This is a genomic window from Luteimonas sp. TWI596 (assembly GCF_039674105.1).
Lineage (GTDB): Bacteria > Pseudomonadota > Gammaproteobacteria > Xanthomonadales > Xanthomonadaceae > Luteimonas.
In genome coordinates, this window is the sequence record NZ_JBDJMU010000003.1 from 250,962 (window position 1) to 271,369 (window position 20,408).

20 protein-coding genes are annotated in these 20,408 nt (G+C 69.1%); 9 read left to right on the plus strand and 11 right to left on the minus strand.

Features of this window, described 5'->3' with window-relative positions:
• Positions 1-39: 39 nt before the first annotated feature.
• The 5 genes from rnr to ABE487_RS03845 all read left to right on the plus strand — a co-directional run bounded on the left by rnr (position 40) and on the right by ABE487_RS03845 (position 5,630).
• Positions 40-2,529 (plus strand): ribonuclease R, encoded by a 2,490-nt coding sequence (gene rnr / locus ABE487_RS03825; protein ID WP_346452362.1) that lies wholly within the window; start codon positions 40-42, stop codon positions 2,527-2,529.
• Positions 2,530-2,606: 77 nt separating this feature from the next.
• Positions 2,607-3,371, plus strand: a complete 765-nt coding sequence (gene rlmB, locus ABE487_RS03830) for a 23S rRNA (guanosine(2251)-2'-O)-methyltransferase RlmB (protein ID WP_346452363.1) — start codon at positions 2,607-2,609, stop codon at positions 3,369-3,371.
• A 66-nt stretch (positions 3,372-3,437) separates the two neighbouring features.
• A complete protein-coding gene (locus ABE487_RS03835; protein ID WP_346452364.1) occupies positions 3,438-3,704 on the plus strand; it encodes a hypothetical protein in 267 nt (88 codons plus the stop codon).
• A 181-nt stretch (positions 3,705-3,885) separates the two neighbouring features.
• Positions 3,886-4,200, plus strand: coding sequence for a quaternary ammonium compound efflux SMR transporter SugE (gene sugE / locus ABE487_RS03840; protein WP_346443995.1), 315 nt, complete (start codon positions 3,886-3,888; stop codon positions 4,198-4,200).
• Between the two features lie 299 nt (positions 4,201-4,499).
• Positions 4,500-5,630, plus strand: a complete 1,131-nt coding sequence (locus ABE487_RS03845) for a metallophosphoesterase (protein ID WP_346452365.1) — start codon at positions 4,500-4,502, stop codon at positions 5,628-5,630.
• Here ABE487_RS03845 and rnt read toward each other — a convergent pair.
• From rnt to ABE487_RS03880, 7 genes are all read right to left on the minus strand, one after another.
• Positions 5,605-6,300, minus strand: a complete 696-nt coding sequence (gene rnt / locus ABE487_RS03850; RefSeq protein WP_346452366.1) for a ribonuclease T — start codon at positions 6,298-6,300, stop codon at positions 5,605-5,607. The genes ABE487_RS03845 and rnt overlap by 26 nt on opposite strands.
• A gap of 63 nt (positions 6,301-6,363) precedes the next feature.
• Positions 6,364-7,068 (minus strand): phosphate signaling complex protein PhoU, encoded by a 705-nt coding sequence (phoU, locus tag ABE487_RS03855; protein WP_346446531.1) that lies wholly within the window; start codon positions 7,066-7,068, stop codon positions 6,364-6,366.
• Positions 7,069-7,227: 159 nt separating this feature from the next.
• Positions 7,228-8,055 (minus strand): phosphate ABC transporter ATP-binding protein PstB, encoded by an 828-nt coding sequence (gene pstB, locus ABE487_RS03860; protein ID WP_346452367.1) that lies wholly within the window; start codon positions 8,053-8,055, stop codon positions 7,228-7,230.
• 52 nt (positions 8,056-8,107) lie between these two features.
• Complete coding sequence (pstA, locus tag ABE487_RS03865; protein WP_346446527.1) at positions 8,108-9,001, minus strand: phosphate ABC transporter permease PstA; 894 nt, start codon at positions 8,999-9,001, stop codon at positions 8,108-8,110.
• Complete coding sequence (gene pstC / locus ABE487_RS03870) at positions 9,001-9,975, minus strand: phosphate ABC transporter permease subunit PstC (RefSeq protein ID WP_346444004.1); 975 nt, start codon at positions 9,973-9,975, stop codon at positions 9,001-9,003. Before pstC ends, pstA begins: the two co-directional genes overlap by 1 nt.
• Positions 9,976-10,183: 208 nt before the next feature.
• Positions 10,184-11,272 carry a phosphate ABC transporter substrate-binding protein PstS gene (gene pstS, locus ABE487_RS03875; protein ID WP_346446526.1) on the minus strand — a complete coding sequence of 363 codons (1,089 nt, stop codon included), beginning with the start codon at positions 11,270-11,272 and terminating at the stop codon, positions 10,184-10,186.
• A 599-nt stretch (positions 11,273-11,871) separates the two neighbouring features.
• Positions 11,872-12,240 carry a VOC family protein gene (locus ABE487_RS03880; protein WP_346444007.1) on the minus strand — a complete coding sequence of 123 codons (369 nt, stop codon included), beginning with the start codon at positions 12,238-12,240 and terminating at the stop codon, positions 11,872-11,874.
• 95 nt (positions 12,241-12,335) lie between these two features.
• On the opposite strand from ABE487_RS03880, the gene ABE487_RS03885 reads away from it, so the two are divergent.
• The gene (locus ABE487_RS03885) at positions 12,336-12,737 is read left to right on the plus strand and encodes a MarR family transcriptional regulator (RefSeq protein ID WP_346452368.1); all 402 of its coding nucleotides are present in this window, start codon (positions 12,336-12,338) and stop codon (positions 12,735-12,737) included.
• 245 nt (positions 12,738-12,982) lie between these two features.
• On the opposite strand, the gene pstS (ABE487_RS03890) is transcribed toward ABE487_RS03885, so the two are convergent.
• The gene (gene pstS / locus ABE487_RS03890; protein ID WP_346452369.1) at positions 12,983-14,017 is read right to left on the minus strand and encodes a phosphate ABC transporter substrate-binding protein PstS; all 1,035 of its coding nucleotides are present in this window, start codon (positions 14,015-14,017) and stop codon (positions 12,983-12,985) included.
• A 295-nt stretch (positions 14,018-14,312) separates the two neighbouring features.
• Between pstS (ABE487_RS03890) and ABE487_RS03895 the strand changes: the two genes are divergently transcribed.
• Both ABE487_RS03895 and ABE487_RS03900 read left to right on the plus strand, forming a co-directional pair.
• Positions 14,313-15,614 carry a porin gene (locus ABE487_RS03895; RefSeq protein WP_346446521.1) on the plus strand — a complete coding sequence of 434 codons (1,302 nt, stop codon included), beginning with the start codon at positions 14,313-14,315 and terminating at the stop codon, positions 15,612-15,614.
• 279 nt (positions 15,615-15,893) lie between these two features.
• On the plus strand, positions 15,894-17,480 hold the full coding sequence (locus tag ABE487_RS03900) for a M20/M25/M40 family metallo-hydrolase (RefSeq protein ID WP_346446970.1): 1,587 nt from the start codon (positions 15,894-15,896) through the stop codon (positions 17,478-17,480).
• A 144-nt stretch (positions 17,481-17,624) separates the two neighbouring features.
• Here the strand turns inward: ABE487_RS03900 and nth are convergent, their stop codons facing one another.
• The 3 genes from nth to ABE487_RS03915 are packed head-to-tail and all read right to left on the minus strand — an operon-like array spanning position 17,625 to position 19,482.
• Positions 17,625-18,317: an endonuclease III gene (nth, locus tag ABE487_RS03905; RefSeq protein WP_346444013.1), complete on the minus strand. Its 693-nt coding sequence runs from the start codon at positions 18,315-18,317 to the stop codon at positions 17,625-17,627.
• A complete protein-coding gene (locus ABE487_RS03910; protein ID WP_346452863.1) occupies positions 18,314-18,700 on the minus strand; it encodes a hypothetical protein in 387 nt (128 codons plus the stop codon). Before ABE487_RS03910 ends, nth begins: the two co-directional genes overlap by 4 nt.
• Positions 18,700-19,482, minus strand: a complete 783-nt coding sequence (locus ABE487_RS03915; protein WP_346452245.1) for an enoyl-CoA hydratase-related protein — start codon at positions 19,480-19,482, stop codon at positions 18,700-18,702. The genes ABE487_RS03910 and ABE487_RS03915 overlap by 1 nt, the downstream gene beginning before the upstream one ends.
• A 179-nt stretch (positions 19,483-19,661) precedes the next feature.
• On the opposite strand from ABE487_RS03915, the gene ABE487_RS03920 reads away from it, so the two are divergent.
• Complete coding sequence (locus tag ABE487_RS03920) at positions 19,662-20,357, plus strand: FKBP-type peptidyl-prolyl cis-trans isomerase N-terminal domain-containing protein (RefSeq protein ID WP_337245026.1); 696 nt, start codon at positions 19,662-19,664, stop codon at positions 20,355-20,357.
• Positions 20,358-20,408: the final 51 nt, after the last annotated feature.

Below are 20,408 nucleotides of genomic sequence, written 5' to 3' on the forward strand. Positions count from 1 at the left end.
CGACGCGGGCCTCGCGGCGTGGGGTGTACCATGGCCGCAATGGCAAAACCTCCCAGCAAGCGCGGCAGTCGCCGCGATTCCGAACGTCCCGCCCCGGCCGCCAAACGCGGCGAGGCCGGCGGATCCTCCCACAGCGGCAAGCCGGCAGCCTCGTTGCCGCCCTGGATGCCCGACCCCGGTCTGCAGCGTGCGCTGCGCTCGGGCGCGCGCTCGGGGTCGCGCCCGTCTGACAGACCCGTCGCATCCGCCCCGCCTGCGCCACGCCCGCCGGCGTCGCGCGGCGGCCGGAGCGACGATCCGCACGCCAACCGCGAAGCGGCCCGCTACGCCAATCCGATCGCCAGCCGCGAGGCAATCCTGCAACTGCTCGCCGACGCCCCCGGGCCGCAGACCGCGACCGAACTGGCGCAGGCGCTCGAGCTGACGGATCCCGAGCGCTTCGATGCGCTCGGCAAGCGGCTCGCCGCGATGCTGCGCGAGGGCCAGTTGCTGCAGAACCGCCGCGGCGGGCTGGTGCCGGCCAAACGGCTGGACCTGATCCCCGGCACCGTCATCGCCAACCCGGAAGGCTTCGGCTTCCTGCGCCCGGACAGCGGCAGCGGCGACGACCTGTTCCTGCCGCCGGCCGAGATGCGCAAGGTCATGCACGGCGATCGCGCGATGGCCAGCCTGACCAACGTCGATGCACGTGGCCGCCGCGCCGGCGTCATCGTCGAAGTGCTCGAACGCCGCACGACCCGGCTGATCGGCCGGTTTTCGGTGGAGTCGGGCATCAGTTTCGTGGTGCCCGACGACCGCCGGATCCAGCGCAACGTGCAGATCCCGCAGGACGCGCGGCTCGACGCGCAGGACGGCCAGTTGGTGGTCTGCGAGATCGTCGCCCCGGGCGACGCGCGGCGGCCGCCGATCGGCAAGGTGCTCGCGGTGCTGGGCGATGCGTTGACCCCGTCGCTGGTGGTCGAGGCCGCGATCCACGGCCACCATCTGCCCCACGAGTTCCCGCAGCCGGTGCTCGACGAGGCCGCGGCGGTGCCCCTCAACGTCGAGGAGCGCATGCTCGGCGACCGCGTCGATCTGCGCGCATTGCCGCTGGTGACGATCGACGGCGAAGACGCCAAGGACTTCGACGACGCGGTGTATTGCGCGCCCAACCGCGACGGTTTCCGTCTGGTGGTGGCGATCGCCGATGTTTCGAACTACGTCAGGCCGGGCACGCCGCTCGACGATGAAGCACAGCTGCGCGCGACCAGCGTGTATTTCCCGGGTTTTGTCGTGCCGATGCTGCCCGAGACCCTGTCCAACGGCATTTGTTCGCTGATGCCGCGGGTCGACCGGATGTGCTTCGTCTGCGACATGCAGGTCGGCCGCGACGGCGAGGTGACCGGCGCGAAGTTCTACGAGGCGGTGATGAACTCGCACGCCCGGCTGACCTACACCCAGGTCTGGAAGGCGGTGGGCGAGCAGGACGAGGACGCGCGTGCGTCGATCGGCGCACTGCTGCTGCCGCAGGTCGAGTACCTGCACCAGCTGTTCCGCGTGCTGGCCAAGGCGCGGGCCAAGCGTGGCGCGATCGAGTTCGAAAGCTCGGAGGTGCGCTTCGTGCTCGACAACCGCGGCGAGGTCACCCAGGCCGGCATGCTGGTGCGCAACGACGCGCACAAGCTGATCGAGGAATGCATGATCGCCGCGAACGTGGAGGCTGCGCGCTTCCTGCTCGAGGCGGGCATTCCCGCGCCCTACCGCGTGCACGACAAGCCGCCGGAGTCCAAGTACACCGACCTGCTGGAGTTTCTGAAGGAATTCGCGCTGCGCATGCCGCCGTGGGCGAAGGTGCAGCCCAAGGACTTCACCAATCTGCTCAAGAAGATCCGCGACCGCAGCGACGCGACGCTGCTCGAGTCGGTGCTGCTGCGCAGTCAGAGCCAGGCGGTCTATTCGACCGAGAACCTGGGCCACTTCGGCCTGGCGCTCGCAGCCTATGCCCACTTCACCTCGCCGATTCGCCGCTACCCCGACCTGCTGGTCCATCGCGCGATCAAGCATGTGCTCTCGGGCAAGCCGTTGGCGAAGTTCGACTACACGCCGCGGATGATGGAAAGCCTGGCGCTGCAGTGCTCCGAGCGCGAGCGCCGGGCCGACGAAGCCGAGCGCGAGGTCGATGAGCGCTACCGCGCAGCGTGGATGGAGAAGCATGTCGGTGGCCAGTTCGACGGCGTCATCAGCGGCGTGACCAGCTTCGGGCTGTTCGTCGAGCTCGACCAGTCGAAGGTCAACGGCCTGGTGCATGTGACCCAGTTGCCGAACGACTTCTACCGCTTCGATCCGGTGCGCCGGATGCTGACCGGCGAGCGCGCCGGCCGCGAGTTCCGGCTCGGCGACCGTGTGCGCATCCTCGTGCTCAAGGCCAGCCTGGAAGACCGCAAGATCGACTTCCGCCTGGTCGAGGAGGGCGCGCCGCAGCCCGGCGAGCCGAAACCGCCGCCGCCGCGCGGCAAGCCGGCGAAGCGCGAGAAGGCGCCCTACCAGTAGAATGGACGCCCCTTCGGGGCCGGGGCCCGGGTCCCGGCCCCGAAACGTGTGAGACCCCCAACGCCGAAGCCCGACGCATGAGCAGCAAACAGAACCAGTGGATCGTCGGCATCAATGCCGTCGCCGCGGCCGTCGAACACGACGCCGAGAACGTACGCGAAGTGCTGCTCGAGGCCGGGGCGAAGAACCCGCGGATCGTGGAGATCGAGACCGCCGCGCGTCGCCGCGACATCGACGTGCGTCGGGTCGCGCAGCAGGCGCTGGACGGCGTCGCCGGCGGCCTGCGCCACCAGGGCGCGGTCGCCCGCTACGCGGCGGCCCGGACCTGGGACGAGAACGAACTCGAGGGCCTGGTGGAGGCCGCCGAAGGCCGCGCGCTGCTGCTGGTGCTCGACGGCGTGCAGGACCCGCACAACCTGGGCGCCTGCCTGCGCAGCGCGGCGGCGGCCGGGGTCACAGCGGTGCTGATCCCCAAGGACAAGGCGGTGCAGGTCAACGCCACGGTGCGCAAGACGTCTGCTGGCGCCGCCGAGCATGTTCCGGTCGTGCGCGTGACCAATCTGTCGCGCAGCCTGCGCGACCTGCAGAAGCTCGGCGTGTGGATCTACGGCCTGGCCGGCGAGGCGAGCGCCTCGTTGTACGGCCTGGACCTGCGCGGCAACGTCGCGCTGGTGCTCGGCGGCGAGGCCGACGGCCTGCGCCGGCTCACCCGCGAGCATTGCGACCAGTTGGTCACCATCCCGATGCCCGGCGCCGACGCCGCCGGCGGCGTGGAGAGCCTCAACGTCTCGGTCGCCTCGGGCGTGGTGCTGTTCGAAGCCGTGCGCCAGCGCCTGGGCTGAGCCCTGCTTGCCCGCCGGAACGGGCGGGCGGATGATGCGATCGGTTTTCGCGTAGAGGAGAACGGCATGGACCTGCTCTGGCATCAATGGTGCGGCATCGTCGGCGCGTCGCTGATCGTGCTGGCGTACTTCCTGCTGCAGGTGACGCGGTTGTCGGGCGCCGGCCTGCCGTATCTGCTGCTGAATCTGTTCGGCGCCATCGGCGTGGTGCTTTCGCTCTATGGCGGCTTCGATGTGACCGTGCTGGTGATGCAGCTGGCCTGGATCGCGATCAGCCTGTTCGGCATCGTCCGGACGCTGAGCGCCCGCAGTCGGGTGACCGGTCCGCGCTGACGGCAACGCGTCCGATCACGGCGCGTCCGACGCCGGCGCATCCTGGTTCGACCGCAGTGGGTCAGGCCGCGGTCATCCCTTGCGGCAGCGCCTGCGCCAGAATGCCGCGCAGGAAGCGGGGACGACCCCGCCGCTCCATCTACATCCGGGGACGGCCCCATCGCCACGATGGAGGTATGTCATGTCCTGGATCATTCTCGTGCTGGCCGGTCTGTTCGAGATCGCCTGGGCGATCGGCCTGAAGTACACGCACGGGTTCACCCGGCTCTGGCCCAGTGTCGGCACGCTGGCGGCGATGGCGATCAGCGTCGGCCTGCTGGGGATCGCGATGCGCACGTTGCCGGTCGGCACCGCGTACGCGGTCTGGGTCGGCATCGGCGCGGTCGGCACCGTGATCCTGGGCATCGTGCTGATGGGCGATGCGGCCAGTCCCGGACGCCTGATCAGCCTGGCGCTGATCGTCGCCGGCATCATCGGCCTCAAACTCGCCGGCTGACCTGCGCGACTGATCTCGAAAGAAAGGTCTTCTCCCACACGCGGAGATGGCCATCGAAAAACTGGGGTCAGAGTCCAAATTTCGCAAGGCGAAAATTGCACTCTGACCCCGGTTGTCCTCTGGTTTGGCGAAGCACCAGGAAAGCGCCGAGGGCTGCGGTTCGGCGCTCGGTGACTGCTGCGAGACAGGTGAATCGCCGCCATCGCGATGCTGGCACCGATACCTCGCATCGAAGACCATAGCCGGCCCCACGTCGGCACGTCTCGCACGCGCCGGCCAGTTGCTGCCTGGAATCCGTCGTGCTCAGTGTCGTCGCCCTCGTCCTCGCCTCCTATCTCGCGCTGCGTCTGGTGCTGCCATTGCGCTGCGCGTGGCCCTTGCGTGTCGCATTGGCGGCGCTGATCTGCGGGCTGGCACTGCATCACCGCATCGTTGCGCGCTTTGCCGGCAGCATGGCCTCGCCCGAGCTGCCGACGCTGGTCATCGCCGCGCTCGGCACCGGGTTCGTGGCGCTGCTGCTCACGGCGCTGCTGGTGCTGGTGCTGGACATCGCCACGCTCGCGGCCTGGGCGTTGCGCCGGCAGGGGGCACTGTCGGCGTTGCGCGCTAGCTCGCTGCGTCCGGGGGCGGCCGCGCTGGCGCTGCTGCTGTCGCTGTACGGCACTTGGCAGGCGATGGCGGTGCCGCAGGTCCGCCAGGTCGAGATCGCGATCGCCGACCTGCCGCCGGCGTTCGAGGGCTATCGGCTGCTGCAGCTGACCGACATCCACGCCAGCCGACTGCTGACCGGCGACTGGGTCGCCGAGGTCGTCGCGCGTGCGAATGCGCAGCATCCGGACCTGATCGTCATCACCGGCGATCTGGTCGATGGCAGCGTGCGGACGCGCGCCAATGACGTGCGTCCGTTCGCCGAACTGCGCGCGCCCGACGGCGTCATCGCGATCACCGGCAATCACGAGTACTACGGCCAGTACCGCGAATGGATGGACGCGTTCGCGGCCTTGGGTATGACGGTGCTCGAGAACGCGCACCTGCGGATCGCGCGTGGCGATGCGGCGCTGACCGTCGCCGGCGTCACCGATCCGATCGCCGCGCGCTACGGCCTGCCGCAGCCCGATGCCGCGGCTGCGCTGACCGGCGTCGATCCGAAGGCGCCGGTAATCCTGCTCGACCACCGTCCGGGCGAAGCCCGCGCGCATGCCGCGCGCGGGGTGGCGCTGCAGTTGTCCGGCCACACCCACGGTGGCCACATCATCGGCATGGACCGTCTGGTCGCGCGCGCGAACGGTGGCTTCGTGTCCGGCCTTTATCCGGTCGACGGCATGCAACTGTACGTCGGCAACGGCGCCGGGTTGTGGCCGGGCTTTGCGACCCGGATCGGCGTGCCGTCGGAGATCGCGCTGATCACGCTGCGTCGGGCGGTGGACTGAGGTCGGCGGCTTCATCCGGCGGCGGCGGGGCGCCCATCGCCGGCCAAGCGTTGGCGATCCGGCAGAACAGCTGCGCGGTCAGCGTTGTGTCGTACAGCGCCGAGTGCGCCTGTGTCTGGTCCCACGGCAAGCCGGCGGCCTGCACCGCGCGGGCCAGTACGGTCTGGCCGTAGGCCACGCCGGCCAGCGTGACGGTGTCGAATACGCTGAAGGGGTGGAACGGATTGCGCTTGTGGCCGCTGCGCTCGACCGCGGCGTTGACGAACCCCAGGTCGAAATGCGCGTTGTGGCCGACCAGGATCGCGCGCTGGCACTGGTGCCTTCGCATGGCCGCGCGCACATGCGCGAACACGTGCTCGAGCGCATCGCGCTCTGGCTTGGCGAAGCGGAACGGATGGTGGATGTCGATGCCGGTCACTTCGAGCGACTTGGGATCGATCGTCGTGCCCGGCGCGGGCTCGACGTGCGCATGCGCCGATGCGTCGGCGACCAGACGGCCGTCGGCATCGAGGTCGAGCGGGATCGCGGCGATCTCCAGCAGCGCGTGCCGGCGTGCATCGAAGCCTCCGGTCTCCACGTCGACCACGACGGGCAGGAAGCCACGGAAGCGGCGGGCCATCGGCACAAGGGCGGTGGGGGCGGCAGCGGCCGGCGCGTCGATCTCAGGCATGCGCGCAAGCCTAGCAGAGCGTCGCGCTGGATCGGCAGCAGGAACCGGCACGCGGCCCGTCGTTCAGACGACCGTATTGGTGCCGTCGCGCTTCTCGCGCGGCGGCAGGTCGTCGTCGCCGTGTTCGAGGAACCAGATGTTCTCGGCGATGTTGGTCGCGTGGTCGCCGATGCGCTCGATGTTCTTGGCCATGAACAGCAGATGGGTGCTCGGTGTGATCGCGCGGGGATCTTCCATCATGTAGGTCAGCAGTTCGCGGAACAGGCTGGTGTAGACCGTATCGATCTCCACGTCCTGGGCGCGTACGCGCTGGGCCGCGTCGGCATCGGTGTTGCGGAACGCCGCCAGCACTTCGCGCACCTGGCGCACGGCCAGTTCGCCCAGCACTGCCAGGCCGCGGGTATGCGGCAGCGGCGGCGAGAGGTTGAGCGCGGTCGAGCGCTTGGCCACGTTCGCCGCGTAGTCGCCGATGCGCTCGATGTCGGCGGCGATGCGCAGCGCGGCGAGGATTTCGCGCAGGTCGCGGGCCATCGGCCCGCGCAGTGCGAGTTTCATCACGTCCTGGCTGATCTCGCGTTCGAGGATATCGATCGCATCGTCGTTGGCGACGATCCGGTCGGCGGCCCGGTCGTCGCGGCGCTCGATGACGTCCAGCGCCGATTCAAGCTGCGCGGCCGCCATCTCGCCCATGCGCAGGATCTCGCCGGTCAGACGGCTGCGTTCTTCGTCGTAGCTCTTGACGATGTGGTCGTGCGGTTGGGTGGGCATGGTGGTTACCTGGATAGGGAAGGCGCGGACGCGTTCGTCTTTGGATTGGCGTCGCCCTCCATGGCGGGATGTCGCCGGCGTCGGATCGACCGGCCCGGCCTCCATGGCCGGGCGTTCGGGGCGCGATCGAGGCCGGATGGCCTCGACCGAGTGCGCCCCTCACCCAAACCGGCCGGTGATGTAATCCTCGGTCTGCCGCTTGGCGGGGTTGGAGAAGATCGTCTCGGTGGTGTCGTGCTCGATGAGGTCGCCCAGGTACATGAAGGCGGTGTAGTCGGACACGCGTGCGGCCTGCTGCATGTTGTGGGTGACGATGACGATCGTGTAGTCGACCTTCAGTTCCTCGACCAACTGCTCGATGCGACTGGTGGAAATCGGGTCGAGCGCCGAGGTCGGCTCGTCGAGCAGCAGCACGTCGGGGCGCAGCGCGACCGCGCGTGCGATACACAGGCGCTGCTGCTGGCCGCCCGACAGGCCCAGCGCATTCTGGCCGAGCTTGTCCTTGACCTCGGTCCACAGCGCGGCCTGGGTCAGCGCCTGCTCGACGCGCTCGGCGAGCTGGCCCTTGGAGAGCTTCTCGTGGTGGCGGATCGCATAGGCGACGTTCTCGAAGATCGTCATCGGAAACGGCACCGGCTTCTGGAACACCATGCCGACCTTCGAGCGCAGCCGGTTCATCGGATAGCGCGGCGAGAGGATGTTCTCGCCATCGAGCAGCACGTCACCGCTGGCCACCAGCCTGGGGTACAGCGCATAGATGCGGTTGAAGATGCGCAGCAGCGTGGACTTGCCGCAGCCAGAAGGCCCGATCAGCGCGGTCACGCGTTTTTCGGGAATCTCCAGGTCGATGCCCTTGAGCGCGTGGAAGTCGCCGTAGTGGAAGTCCAGGCCGCGCGCGGCGATCTTGACCGGTCGCGGGGCCAGCACTTCGCGGGCGTGGGTCGCCAGCTGGATGCGTTGCGACGGCGCGGTATGCAGGTCGTTCATGGCCGGATCCGGTCGAAAGGAAGGAGTGGGATAGGGAAGGCGGGGCGCGGCGTCAGTCATGTGTCACCCGATTGCGCAGCAGGATCGCGCGGGCGCCCAGGCTCACCAGCAGCACGAAACAGGTCAGCACCAGCGCGCCGGCCCAGGCCAGCTGCTGCCAGGATTCGTAGGGGCTGCCGGCGTACTGGTACATGACCACCGGCACGCTCGCCATTGGGCGCAGCACGTCGCTGTTCCAGTACTGGTTGCCGAACGCGGTGAACAGCAATGGCGCGGTCTCGCCGCTGATGCGCGCCAGCGCCAGCAGCACGCCGGTGACGATGCCGGCCGACGCGCTGCGGTAGAGCACCTGCACCACGACCTTCCAATGCGGCACGCCCAGCGACAGCGCGGCCTCGCGCATCTGCGTAGGCACCAGTTGCAGCATCTCGTCGGTGGTGCGCACCACGACCGGCAGCACGATGAAGGCCAGCGCGATCGCGCCGGCCAGCGCCGAGAACCGGCCGCCGGTCTGCATCACGAACAGCGTGTAGACGAACAGGCCGAGCACGATCGACGGTGCCGAGAGCAGGATGTCATTGATGAAGCGCACGACCACCCCGGCCTTGCGGGCCCGGCCGTACTCCGACAACCAGGTGCCGGCAGCCACGCCCAGCGGCGTGCCGATCGCGATCGCCAGCGCGCACATCACCGCGCTGCCGAAGAACGCATTGAGCAGGCCGCCCTCCTGCATCGGCGGCGGCGTCATCTGCGTGAACAACTGCAGGTTGATGCCACCGGCGGCTTTGCTGACCAGCGTCCACAGGATCCAGCCCAGGAAGAACAGTCCGAACGCGGCGGTCAGGCAACCCATGAGGATGGCGATGCCGTTGCGCACGCGGCGGCGCGCATACAGGCGGTCGGCGACCTGGCGTTCGCGTTCGGTGACGGTGGCGACGGCGGTCATCACTTGCCCTCCCGGCGGGCGAGTTGCATCAGCATCAGTCGCGCGATCGCGAGCACCACGAAGGTGACGATGAACAGTACGAAGCCCAGCAGCAGCAGCGCCGAGCGGTAGGTCTCGGTGGCCTCGCCGAAGTCGTTGGCGATCAGCGCGGCGATCGTCGTGCCCGGTTCCAGCAGCGAGGGCGTCAGCCGCACCGAGTTGCCGATCACGAAGGCCACCGCCATCGTCTCGCCGAGCGCGCGGCCCAGCCCGAGGAAGATGCCGCCGATGACTGCCGAGCGGGTGTAGGGCAGCACGATGTCCCAGCTGACCTCCCACTTGGTCGCGCCCAACGCGTAGGCCGATTCCTTGAGCCGGGTCGGCACGGTCAGGAACACCTCGCGCATCACCGCCGAGATGAAGGGGATCACCATGATCGCGAGCACGAAGCCGGCAGTCAGCGTGCCGATGCCCAGCGGCGGGCCCTGGAACAGCAGGCCGATGCCGGGAAGCGTGCCCAGGTGGTCGTTGAGCCAGGGCGTCACCCAGGTGGTCATCACCGGCACCAGGACGAACAGGCCCCACATGCCGTAGATGATCGACGGGATGCCGGCGAGCAGTTCGATCGCCGTGCCGACCGGGCCGCGCAGCCAGCGCGGTGCGACCTCGGTCAGGAAGAACGCGATGCCGAAGCTGACCGGCACGGCGATGATCATCGCGATCAGCGCGGTGACGATGGTGCCGGCGATCGGGGCCAGCGCGCCGTAGCGGTTCTCGACCGGATTCCAGTCGGCGCTGGTGAAGAACGACAGGCCCTGCGAGGCGAGCGCATCGCGGCCGCCCCAGAGCATCGACAGCGCGGCGCCCGCGAGCGCGAGCATCACCAGCACCACGGTCGTGGTCAGGACGAAGCGGAACAGGCGATCGGCGCGTGCGTCGCGCAGGTCGCGGTCGCTCGGGGCATCAAACGCGGCGGAAACGGTGGCGGCGGTCATTGGATGTCCAGACAGGAGAGTGGGCCGCAGGTGGCGGGTGCCGTCATTCCCGCGCAGGCGGGACGTGCTCTTCGACAGTCGAACGGCGGGTCACCCCGGGTGGACGCGACCATCGCGATCGGTCCGGGCGGTCTCGCCACCCGCGCAACCCGCATCGCCGCGGGGACGCGGCGTGTCCGCGCCCGCTCGCACGGGCGCGGACACACCGTCACTTGAACTCGGCCGCCCAATAGGCCTCGATCTGCTGCACCAGTTCGGGCGGCAGCGGCACGTAGTGCAGCTCGCTGGCCTGGGCCTGGCCCGACTCGAACGCCCACTTGAAGAAGTCGCGGGTCGCCTGGCTGCGGGCCGCGTCCTTGGGCTGCTTGTGCATCAACATGAAGTTGGTCGCAGTGATCGGCCAGGCATCGGCGCCGGGGGCGTTGGTGATCACCAGGTTGAAGTCCTGCGCGCTGGCCCAGTCGGCGGTCGCGGCCGCTGCGGCGAAGCTCGCTTCGCTCGGCTGCACCCAATTGCCGGCCGCGTTCTGCAGCGAGGCGTACGGCATGCCGTTCTGCAGGGCGTAGGCGAGTTCGACATAGCCGATCGAGCCCTTGATCTGCTGCACGTACGAGGCCACGCCCTCGTTGCCCTTGCCGCCCACGCCGGTCGGCCACTGCACCGAAGTGCCTTCGCCGACCCTGGACTTCCAGTCGGCGCTGACCTTGGACAGGTAGTTGGAGAAGTTGAACGTGGTGCCCGAGCCGTCGGAGCGGTGGACGATGCTGATCTTGCCCGCCGGCAGCGTCACGCCGGGGTTGAGCGCGGCGATCGCCGGATCGTTCCAGGTCGCGACCTTGCCCAGGAAGATGTCGGCGAGCACGGCGCCGGTGAGCTTGAGCTGGCCGGGAGCCAGGCCCTCGACGTTGAGCACGGGCACCACGCCGCCGATCGCCGACGGGAACTGGCCCAGGCCCGCGGCCTGCAGTTCGGCGCTGTCGAGCGGCTTGTCGGACGAACCGAAGTCGACGGTGCCGGCCTTGATCTGGGCGATGCCGCCGCCCGAGCCGATCGACTGGTAGTTGACCTTGTTGCCGGTGGCGGCGTTGTAGTCGGCCGACCACTTGGACACCAGCGGGTAGATGAACGAGGCCCCGGCGCCGGAGATCTCGGCGGCGACGCGATCGCGCGCGCCCTGTTGCGCGGCGGGTGCACCGTCGGCGGTCTGGCCGGCCGGCGCGTCGTTGCCGCCGCAGGCGGCGAGAAAGAGCAGGGAGGACAGCGCGAGTGCGCTGATGCGGACCGGATGACGGGACATGCGAAAAGCTCCATGTGAGGAAGCGACGCAGCGCGCCGCCGGGGTGCGCTCATGAAATGATGTTTTTGTTACAGGCGTATGACGGCGTGGCTGGCGCGCGCTGACCCTCTGACGGGCGGGAGTCGGACCCATGGGCGCGCAGTGCCGCGGTTCCCCGCCACCCGCGACTGTCGACGCCATCCCCCGCCTGGCGGGCAGGGTGGAGAGAGGCGTCGAGCCGGCCCGAGAAAGGCCCTTCTCCCAGAGGCGGGACTGGGAGTTTCACTTCGGATGGGCCGCCGCCTGCCAGCCGAAAACCGCCTTCTCCCCTCGGTCAAAGCCGCTTCGCTGTCCGCTCACGCGAAGCGCAGATCGCGCTTGCATGGAGGTGCGTCGCGCCAGCCATGCCCCCTCTGTGCGACTCGGGCGCGCGCCCGGGGGGCGAAGCCGGCTCGCCCCTGGCGCGCTTGCCCCGGCCACGCGCCGTCAGTCCGCCGCCATAGACGTCTGTAACAGGACTTCGGTGGATGCACAGTCGCTTGCTGAAACAAGCCGCGCGCTTTCGGTCTCAGTGCGTCGTGCTGGTCGCTCCCGTTTCGCGCCGGCCGGCGCGGGCGGGCTCATCGGCGGTCGTGGAGGGTGACGTGGTAGCCGTCGGGATCGGCAAAGGTGAAGGTGCGGCCGAAGGGGCCGTCGATCGGCGCGGAGACGATCGTGTGGTTGTCGGCGACGAGTGCGTCGTGGATCGCCTGCACCTCGGTCGCGTGAAACCACAGCGCGATGCCGACACCCGGCTGCGGCGCAGCCTCCAGATCCGTGCCGGGTACGAGATTGCGGAGGGCGAAGGCGATCGGCTTCGTGTCGAAGACGACGGCGTGGGGCGGCCCGGCGGGGGAGCGGACGAGGCCGAGGTAGCGCTCGTAGAACGCCTGGGAGGCGTCGAGGTCGCGCGTCTGCAGGGAGAGGAAATCGAGGCCGGTGGCGGGCATGATCGTGCTCCTTCATTCGTGTCAGTTAGTTGACACGAGGCACTCTATGTTAGAATCCTGACATGAGTCAAGGTGGAGTCGATCTCGAGACGTCGGTGGGCTACCTGCTCAAGGAGGCCTCGAGCGTACTTCGTGCCGCGATGATCGAGGCGCTGCGGCCCCTCGGCATGACGGTCACGCATTACGCGTGCCTTGAGCTGCTCGCGCAGCGCCCGGGGCTGTCGAACTCCGATCTCTCGCGCGGCGCTTTCGTCACGCGGCAGTCGATGAATGTGCTGCTGCAGACGCTCGAGCGCGAAGGGCAGGTGACCCGCCCGGCGGAGGCGCCTGTGGGCAAAGCCCTGCCCACGCGTCTCACCCCGCTCGGGCGGCGCAAGCTCGCGCAGGCCACCGTCGCGGTGCGCGACGTCGAGGTGCGGATGCTGGGCGGCTTGAGCGACGGCGAGCGCGCCGAAGCCTTCCGGCTGCTGCGCAGCATGGTCGACGCGCTGCGCTGAGCGTGTCGCTGCCGTCTTTGCGCCCGGCCTGGGTGCAGAACTCAGGAGGGATGCGGCTTGTCGGGGCGCTCGGGGCTTCGCCGGGCCGGACTGCGGAGTGCGCCGACTGAGCCGGGAACGGTTAGCGCCCGGCGCGACGGGCCAAAAGGCCCGTCGAGAAAGTAAAAGGACGCAGCGCGGGGCCGCGGACCGGCTGGGAGAGGACAACCGGCCCGCGGTGTTGCGAGTGCGAGGCGTCGAAGGAATCAGTAGCGCGCGTTCTGGGTCCAGTAGCGCTCGATCTGCTGCACCAGCGAGGCCGGCAGCGGCACGTAGCCCAGCTCGCGGGCCTGCGGTCCGCCGTTGGCGTAGACCCAGCGGAAGAAGTCCTGCGCATTCTTGGCGCCGGTGCGGTTGCGCGGCGCGCGGTGCATCAGGATGAAGTTGGTCGCCGTGATCGGCCAGGCGTTCTCCCCTGGGGCGTTGGTCATGACCAGGTGGAAGTCGCGCGTCGAGGCCCAATCGGCGCTGGCGGCCGCGGCCGAGAAGGTCTCCTCGCTCGGATTGACGAAGTGGCCCGCGGCATTCTTCAGGCGCGAATAGGCCAGGCGGTTCTGCACCGCATACGACAGTTCGACGTAGCCGATGCCGCCCTTGATCTGCTTGACGTACGCGGCGACGCCTTCGTTGCCCTTGCCGCCGATGCCGACCGGCCACTTGACCGTCGTGCCTTCGCCCACGCCGTTCTTCCACTCCGCGCTGACCTTGGACAGGTAGTTGACGAAGTTGAAGGTGGTGCCCGAGCCGTCGGAGCGGTGGACGACGGTGATGCGTGCATCAGGCAGGGCCAGGCCGCCGTTGAGCGCGACGATCGCCGGGTCGTTCCAACGGGTGATCTTGCCCAGGAAGATGTTGGCCAGCGTGTCGCCATCGAGCTTCATCGCACCGGCGGCGATGCCGTCCACGTTGATGATCGGCACCACGCCGCCGATCACCGAGGGGAACTGGATCAGGCCGGACTTCGCCAGATCCTCGGGCGGGAGCGGTGCGTCCGAGGAGCCGAAGTCGACCGTGCCGGCCTTGATCTGGGCGATGCCGCCGCCCGAACCGATCGACTGGTAGTTGACCTGCTTGCCGGACGCGGCGCGGTAATCGGCCGACCACTTGGTCATCGCCGGATAGACGAACGAGGCGCCGGCGCCGGTGACATCGTTGGCCAGTGCGGGCGCGGCGAATGCGGTCGCCAGCAGGGTGGTCGACAGTGCAAGGGTCGCGACCCGGTTCTTGAGCAGTGCGTACATGAGGTTCCCTGGAGTGATGGACGGCCCACAGCGCCGTGCGGCGTATTTCACGCATGCGAGATGACGGGCCGGCTTCAATCCCGTGACCATGCGATGACGGTGCGCGAGGCGCGGGCCCAGCGCGCCGCCGGGCGCGCTGTCATCGCACTGTCATCGGGTTGCCATCGGCCTGTCAGCGAGCCAGCGCAGTCTGCGCAGCGTCGATAACGGGCGCTTAACGCTGGGCCGGCTCACGCGGGGCGTGACGCAAGGTGTGGCGCTTCGACACCTCTCACTCTCTCCACGGGACACCACCATGCGTCATTCCATCCTGGCCGCGTCCATCGCCCTCGCTGTCGCGTCCGTTTCCTCCGCCGCTGCCGCCCAGTCTCCGCGCGATGCCGAGGTCGCCGCGCTGCGCGCGCAACTGGCCGAGCTGCAGGCCAAGGTCGACGCACTGGAAGTGCGCACCGATGCGCAGTCGGACATCAACATCGGCACCCAGGAGAGCCTGGACAAGATGGCGACCACCCTGCCGGTCGTCGACACCAAGGGCGGGCTGAAGGTCACCTCGGCCGACAAGCAGTTCGAGTTCTCCGCTGGTGGCCGCCTGCACTTCGATGCCTACGCTTTCGACCGCGACCAGGCCTCGACCACAGGCACCACCGAGTTCCGCCGCGCACGCATCACGTTGCAGGGCAAGGCCTATGGCTGGGATTACAAGTTCGAGCAGGACTTTGCGGCCGGCAGCGGCCTGGATGGCTTCCGCGACGTCTACATCGCCAAGTCGGCGCTGGGCGGCAAGTTCACCATCGGCCACTTCAAGCCGTACCGCTCGATGGAAGAACTCACCAGCTCCAACGAAATCCTGATGATGGAGCGGCCGTTCGCTTCGGCCACCGGGTTGTTCAGCGGCCGCCAGTTCCAGCAGGGCGTGGGCTACCTGCGCGCCGACGGCAACTACACCGCCGGGCTGTCGGTGTTCAACCTGCGCAGTGCGTCGGGCAGCCGCAACGAGGGCGTCGGCGCGGCCGGGCGCGTGACCTTCGCGCCGATCAACACCCAGGACAGCACGCTGCACTTCGGCGGCTGGGTCAGCCAGGAGAACCTCAACCAGGGCTCGGCGGACTTCTCGGCGTCGGCCCACTACGCCGGCCGTCGCGGCCCGTCGCAGACCATCGCCACGACCACCGGCGCCAGCCGCAACCAAGTCACTGCGGTCGGTATCGAAGCCGCGGGCTCGTTCGGGCCGCTGTTCTTCCAGGGCGAGTACGCCAACGCCACGTTCGGCCAGCCGAACGGCCCCGACCAGGACGTCGCGACCTGGTACGTGCAGGGCAGCTGGCTGCTCAACGGCGGCCACAAGGCCTACAAGCCGGGCAACGGCATCTTCGCCTCGCCCAAGGTCGCCGACCGCGGCCTGTGGGAGCTGACCGCGCGCTACGACACGATCGAGAACAAGGACGTGCGCAACATGGACGTCAGCAGCTGGATCGTCGGCATGAACTACTACGTCAATCCGAACCTGCGCTTCATGTTCAACTACACCAAGGGCGACAACACGCTCACTGGCGATGAGACCGGGCAGTACGCGCTGCGCACGCAGTTTGCGTTCTGACCCACGCGGTCCGCGCCACGCACTGGGCCCGCGGTCGATGCCGCGGGCCTTGTGCGTTTTCGGGGCCGCGACCGTCCCACATGCGCATGCGCCATGCCGATAGGTGGAATCGGACATGCGCGGGAGGCGTCGTCGTGCCCGGCTGCGGTTAGCATGGCGGTCCGGCGCCGCGGGAGACGGCGCCGTCGCCGGCCCGTCCTTGTGCGGGCTTTCGTTCCGCAGTCCCCGGGGAGTCTCGTGAGCACGCAATCCCACGTTTTCCGCCTGTTGCAGGCGGCACTGGCCGCCGTTGTCCTGTCGCCGGCGCTGGCATTCGCCCAGGCCGTCGAGCCGGTCGATCTCGATGTCGTGGCCCGGATCCGCCACGAAGCCTTCCATCGTTCGCAGGCCGCCGCCAATCTCAAGGAACTCACCGAAACCGTGGGGCCGCGCCTGACCAACTCGCCGGCCTACGTGCGGTCGAGCGCCTGGGCACGCGGCAAGCTGGCGGGCTGGGGCCTGTCGAACGTGCACGACGAGGTCTACGACCCGGCCTTCGGCCGCGGCTGGGAGTTCCTCGCATCGCGGGTGGAACTGCTCGCACCGCGCGCACTGCCGATCCACGCGCTGCCCAAGGCCTGGACCCCCGGCACCGATGGCCCGGTCGAGGGCGAGGTGGTCCTGGCGACGTTCAAGACGCTTGAGGACATCGACAAGCAGCGCGGCAAGCTCGCCGGCAAGATCGTGCTGCTGGATGAGGCGCGCGCCTACAAGCCGGCCGACAAGCCCGACTTCCGCCGCTATACCGAGGAGGACCTCGGCGAGCTGCAGACCTTCCCGGTGCCGCAGGACCCGGCCGGCGATGCGCAGGACAAGCGCCTGGACGAGTACCGCAAGCGCCAGGCGCTCAACCGTGCCCTCAACGCGTTCTTTGCCGAGGAAGGCGTGCTGGCGACGCTGTCGATCAGTTCCTGGGACAACGGCATCGTCCGGGTGATGGGCGGGGGCGCGCGCAAGGCCGGCGAGCCGGTCGGGGTGCCGGATCTGGTGGTCGCCGCCGAGCACTACAACCAGCTCGTGCGCGCGGTCGAGCGCGGCCAGGCGCCGCGGTTGCGGGTCGACGTGGATGCGCGCTTCACCAGCGATGACGATCTGCCGGCCAGCAACACCTTTGCCGACCTGCCCGGCAGTTCGAAGGCCGACGAACTGGTGATCATCGGTGCGCACCTCGATTCCTGGCATACCGGGACCGGCGCGGCCGACAACGGCGCCGGCGTGGTCGTGATGATGGAAGCGATGCGTATCCTCAAGGCGATCGACGTGCGCCCGAAGCGCACCATCCGGATCGCGCTGTGGGGCGGCGAGGAGCAGGGCCTGCACGGGTCGGCCGGTTACGTCTCCAGGCACCTGGCGGCCTATCCCGAACCGACCGATCCCGAGCAGCGGGCCCTGCCGCAGTCGTTCCAGCGCGGCACCGGTCCGCTGCAGCGCCAGCGTGGCTACGACCGGTTCTCCACGTACTTCAACTTCGACAACGGCACCGGTCGCATCCGCGGCATCTATGCGCAGGAGAATCACGCCGCGGTGCCGATCTTCCAGGCGTGGCTGGCGCCGTTCGCCGACCTGGGCGCGCGCATCGTCACCACGCGCAACACCGGCAGCACCGACCATATCTCGTTCGATCGCGTCGGCCTGCCAGGCTTCCAGTTCGTGCAGGACCCCGCCGACTACTTCAGCCATGTCCACCACACGCACCTGGACACCTACGACCACGTGGTGCCCGAGGACCTGAAGCAGGCGGCGGCGATCATCGCCTCGTTCGCCTATCACGCCGCGATGCGCGAGCAGCGGTTGCCGCGCAAGCCGTTCGTCGAACGCGACGAGTGATGCGGTCGGGCACGGCGGTGCAGCCGCCGCCGTGCCGGCGCGCTCGCTCGAGCGGGCACAGGGCCTTGGTTCCGCTTGAGCGCTATCGCTCCGGGATACGCACGACAGAGGCCCGGCAAGGCCCCGCGGCACGATGGATGGGCGTCAGTCCACCGTCCCGGGGGTCTTGTCCTTGAACCGGCACAGGTCGCGGATCACGCACTTCGGGCAGTCGGGCCTGCGCGCCTTGCAGGTGTAGCGGCCATGCAGGATCAGCCAGTGGTGCGCGCCGAGCAGGAATTCCTCGGGCACCACCCGCAGCAGCCGGTCCTCGACCGCGCGCACGTCCTTGCCCGGCGCAAGACCGGTGCGGTTGGACACGCGGAAGATATGCGTGTCGACCGCGATCGCCGGCTCGCCGAACACGGTGTTGAGCACGACATTGGCGGTCTTGCGGCCGACGCCGGGCAAGGCCTCGAGCGCAGCGCGATCGTGCGGGACCTCGCCGCCGTGCTGCTCGACGAGGATGCGGCAGGTGGCGATGACGTTCTTGGCCTTGGCGTTGAACAGGCCGATCGTCGCGATATGGCGCTTGAGGCCGTCCTCGCCCAGGTCGAGGATCGCCTGCGGCGTGTTGGCGACCGGATACAGCCGCCGGGTGGCCTTGTTGACGCCGACATCGGTGGCCTGCGCCGACAGGATCACCGCGATCAGCAACTCGAACGGCGTGGTGTATTCGAGCTCGGTCGTGGGCTCGGGATCGAGCGCGCGCAGCCGCGAAAACAGGTCGTGGATCTCGGCCCGGGTCAACGTCGGGCCGCGGCGCCGGGGCGGGGTGGGCTGGGCGCCGTCGCTCATGCGCCGCCGCCTGCGCGCGCCTTGGCGCGGGCCAGGATGGCCGCGGCGCTGGCGGGCAGTGCCGGCCGCGGCGGCAGGGCGGCCTCCGCTGCGGAGGTGGGCGCTGCGACAGGCGCCGGCGCACGTGCAGCCTCGCGTGCGGCCGCGCGTTGTGCGAGCCGGGCGTCGCGGCGGCGGTACCGTGCGCGCGCGTCCCAGGCTGCCTGCAGCCGGGCGCGCGCGTCGAGCAGCCGCGTGCGCGCGTCGTCGTCGAGCGACGCGGTCGCCGCGTCCGGCCAGGCGGCCATCAGGCCGGCCTCGATCGCACCGTCGAGATCGTCGCGGCGCAGCAGAGCGACCAGGTGGTGCATCGAAGCTGGGCTGGCGATGGGCTGGCCGGGCATCAACGGTTTCCGAACGTGGGCTTGCGTCGATCGAGGAATGCGCGCGTCCCCTCGCGCATATCCTGCGTCGAGAACGCCAGGCCAAACTGCGCGGCCTCGTAGGCCAGGCCCTCATCGAGCGCGGTCTCGCCGCCGATGTGGACGCAGTCGAGGATGCCGCGCAGCGCCAGCGGCGCAGCCTGCGCCAGTTGCGTGGCCAGCGCCATCGTCTCGGCCTCCAGCGCATCGGCCGGCACCACGCGGTTGACGATGCCCAGCGCCTGCGCGCGCGTCGCGTCGATCGGTGTGCCGGTCAGGCACAGTTCGAGGGTCGCCGCGCGGCCGGCCAGGCGCAGCAGGCGCTGGGTGCCGCCGAAGCCCGGAATCAGGCCGAGATTGATTTCCGGCTGGCCGAGTTTGGCGGTATCGGCAGCGATACGCAGGTGGCAGGCCATCGCCAGTTCCAGCCCACCGCCGAGCGCGAAGCCGTTGACCATCGCGATCACCGGCTTGGGCATGGTCTCGATGCGGCGCATCGTGCGCTGGCCGCGCAACGCGAAATCGCGCCCCTCGACCGGGCGCAGGTCGGCCATCTCGGCGATGTCCGCGCCCGCGACGAAGGCTTTGGGGCCGGCGCCGGTCAGCACGACCACACGCACGTCGGGCGCCTGGGCCGCAGCCTCGAAGGCCTCGAACAGCGCATCGAGCGTCGCCGAGTTCAGCGCATTCAGTTTTTCCGGGCGGTGGACGGCGACCACGCGGATGCCGTCGCGATCGTCTATCAGCAGCGGGAAGTCGGCCATACGGGCTCCTGGCGCGGGACGCGGCGCCTGGAACTCGCCGGACCGCGCGCGGTCGGATAGGGAGGTCGTCAGTGGCGGTTAAGCCCTGCGACCGCTATCCTAACGCGTCAAGAGGGGCGGTTCGACCGCCCTTTCTCGTACAGGCGATATCGAAATCTGACCTAGCGGAGAACCAGGGAATGAAGTTGCGTTTTATTGCGGCCGCCGTGGCGGCCATCACGTTCAGCGGTTCCGCGTTCGCACAGCAGCAGGCCGCAGCTCCCGCGGCATCGGCGACCGACAGGACCACGCTGAGCTATGCGCTGGGGTTCGATCTGGGCAATCGCCTGGCCGAGACCGGTGAGTCGGTCGACGTCAACACGATCATCAAGGGCCTGCAGGACGGTCACGGCAAGCGCCAGCCGACCTACACCCCCGAGCAGATGGGCGCGGCCTACAACGGCTTCCAGCAGCGCATGCAGCAGAAGATCGTCGCCGAGCGTCGCGCGGCGCTGACCGAGAACGAGGGCAAGGCCTCGGCGTTCCTGGCCGAGTACAAGGCGCGCGAAGGCGTGGTGTCGCTGCCCAGCGGCGTGATGTACCGCGTCGTCGAAGCCGGTTCGGGTGCCAAGCCCACCGCGTCGAGCCAGGTCGAGATCGCCTATCAGGCGCTGATCGTGCCGGTCGGTATCGGCGTCAGCGCCGAGGACAAGACCGCGCCCTTCCGCGTGTCGGAGGCCCAGATCACCGGTCTGCGCGAAGTGCTGCCGCTGATGCCGCTCAACGCGGTCTACGAGATCGTGCTGCCGCCGGGCAAGTTCGTCACCGGGCAGAACGCGCAGGAGATCGCCAAGCAGCCGGTCGGCGTGATGGTGAAGCTGCTCAGCGTTCGCTGATCACGGTTTTGCAAGTGTGTCCGACGACGCCGACGTGCCCCGCACGTCGGC

Excerpts from the sequence above, each read along its gene's own strand:
- rnt (WP_346452366.1), bottom strand. The coding sequence starts at position 6,300 with ATGCCTGAGATCGACGCGCCGGCCGCTGCCGCCCCCACCGCCCTTGTG.
- ABE487_RS03915 (WP_346452245.1), bottom strand. The coding sequence starts at position 19,482 with ATGGCCGACTTCCCGCTGCTGATAGACGATCGCGACGGCATCCGCGTG.
- ABE487_RS03920 (WP_337245026.1), top strand. The coding sequence starts at position 19,662 with ATGAAGTTGCGTTTTATTGCGGCCGCCGTGGCGGCCATCACGTTCAGC.
- rlmB (WP_346452363.1), top strand. The coding sequence starts at position 2,607 with ATGAGCAGCAAACAGAACCAGTGGATCGTCGGCATCAATGCCGTCGCC.
- ABE487_RS03880 (WP_346444007.1), bottom strand. The coding sequence starts at position 12,240 with ATGCCCGCCACCGGCCTCGATTTCCTCTCCCTGCAGACGCGCGACCTC.
- rnr (WP_346452362.1), top strand. The coding sequence starts at position 40 with ATGGCAAAACCTCCCAGCAAGCGCGGCAGTCGCCGCGATTCCGAACGT.
- nth (WP_346444013.1), bottom strand. The coding sequence starts at position 18,317 with ATGAGCGACGGCGCCCAGCCCACCCCGCCCCGGCGCCGCGGCCCGACG.
- pstS (WP_346452369.1), bottom strand. The coding sequence starts at position 14,017 with ATGTACGCACTGCTCAAGAACCGGGTCGCGACCCTTGCACTGTCGACC.
- pstC (WP_346444004.1), bottom strand. The coding sequence starts at position 9,975 with ATGACCGCCGCCACCGTTTCCGCCGCGTTTGATGCCCCGAGCGACCGC.
- pstS (WP_346446526.1), bottom strand. The coding sequence starts at position 11,272 with ATGTCCCGTCATCCGGTCCGCATCAGCGCACTCGCGCTGTCCTCCCTG.
- ABE487_RS03910 (WP_346452863.1), bottom strand. The coding sequence starts at position 18,700 with ATGCCCGGCCAGCCCATCGCCAGCCCAGCTTCGATGCACCACCTGGTC.
- ABE487_RS03835 (WP_346452364.1), top strand. The coding sequence starts at position 3,438 with ATGGACCTGCTCTGGCATCAATGGTGCGGCATCGTCGGCGCGTCGCTG.
- pstA (WP_346446527.1), bottom strand. The coding sequence starts at position 9,001 with ATGACCGCCGTCGCCACCGTCACCGAACGCGAACGCCAGGTCGCCGAC.
- sugE (WP_346443995.1), top strand. The coding sequence starts at position 3,886 with ATGTCCTGGATCATTCTCGTGCTGGCCGGTCTGTTCGAGATCGCCTGG.
- phoU (WP_346446531.1), bottom strand. The coding sequence starts at position 7,068 with ATGCCCACCCAACCGCACGACCACATCGTCAAGAGCTACGACGAAGAA.
- pstB (WP_346452367.1), bottom strand. The coding sequence starts at position 8,055 with ATGAACGACCTGCATACCGCGCCGTCGCAACGCATCCAGCTGGCGACC.
- ABE487_RS03895 (WP_346446521.1), top strand. The coding sequence starts at position 14,313 with ATGCGTCATTCCATCCTGGCCGCGTCCATCGCCCTCGCTGTCGCGTCC.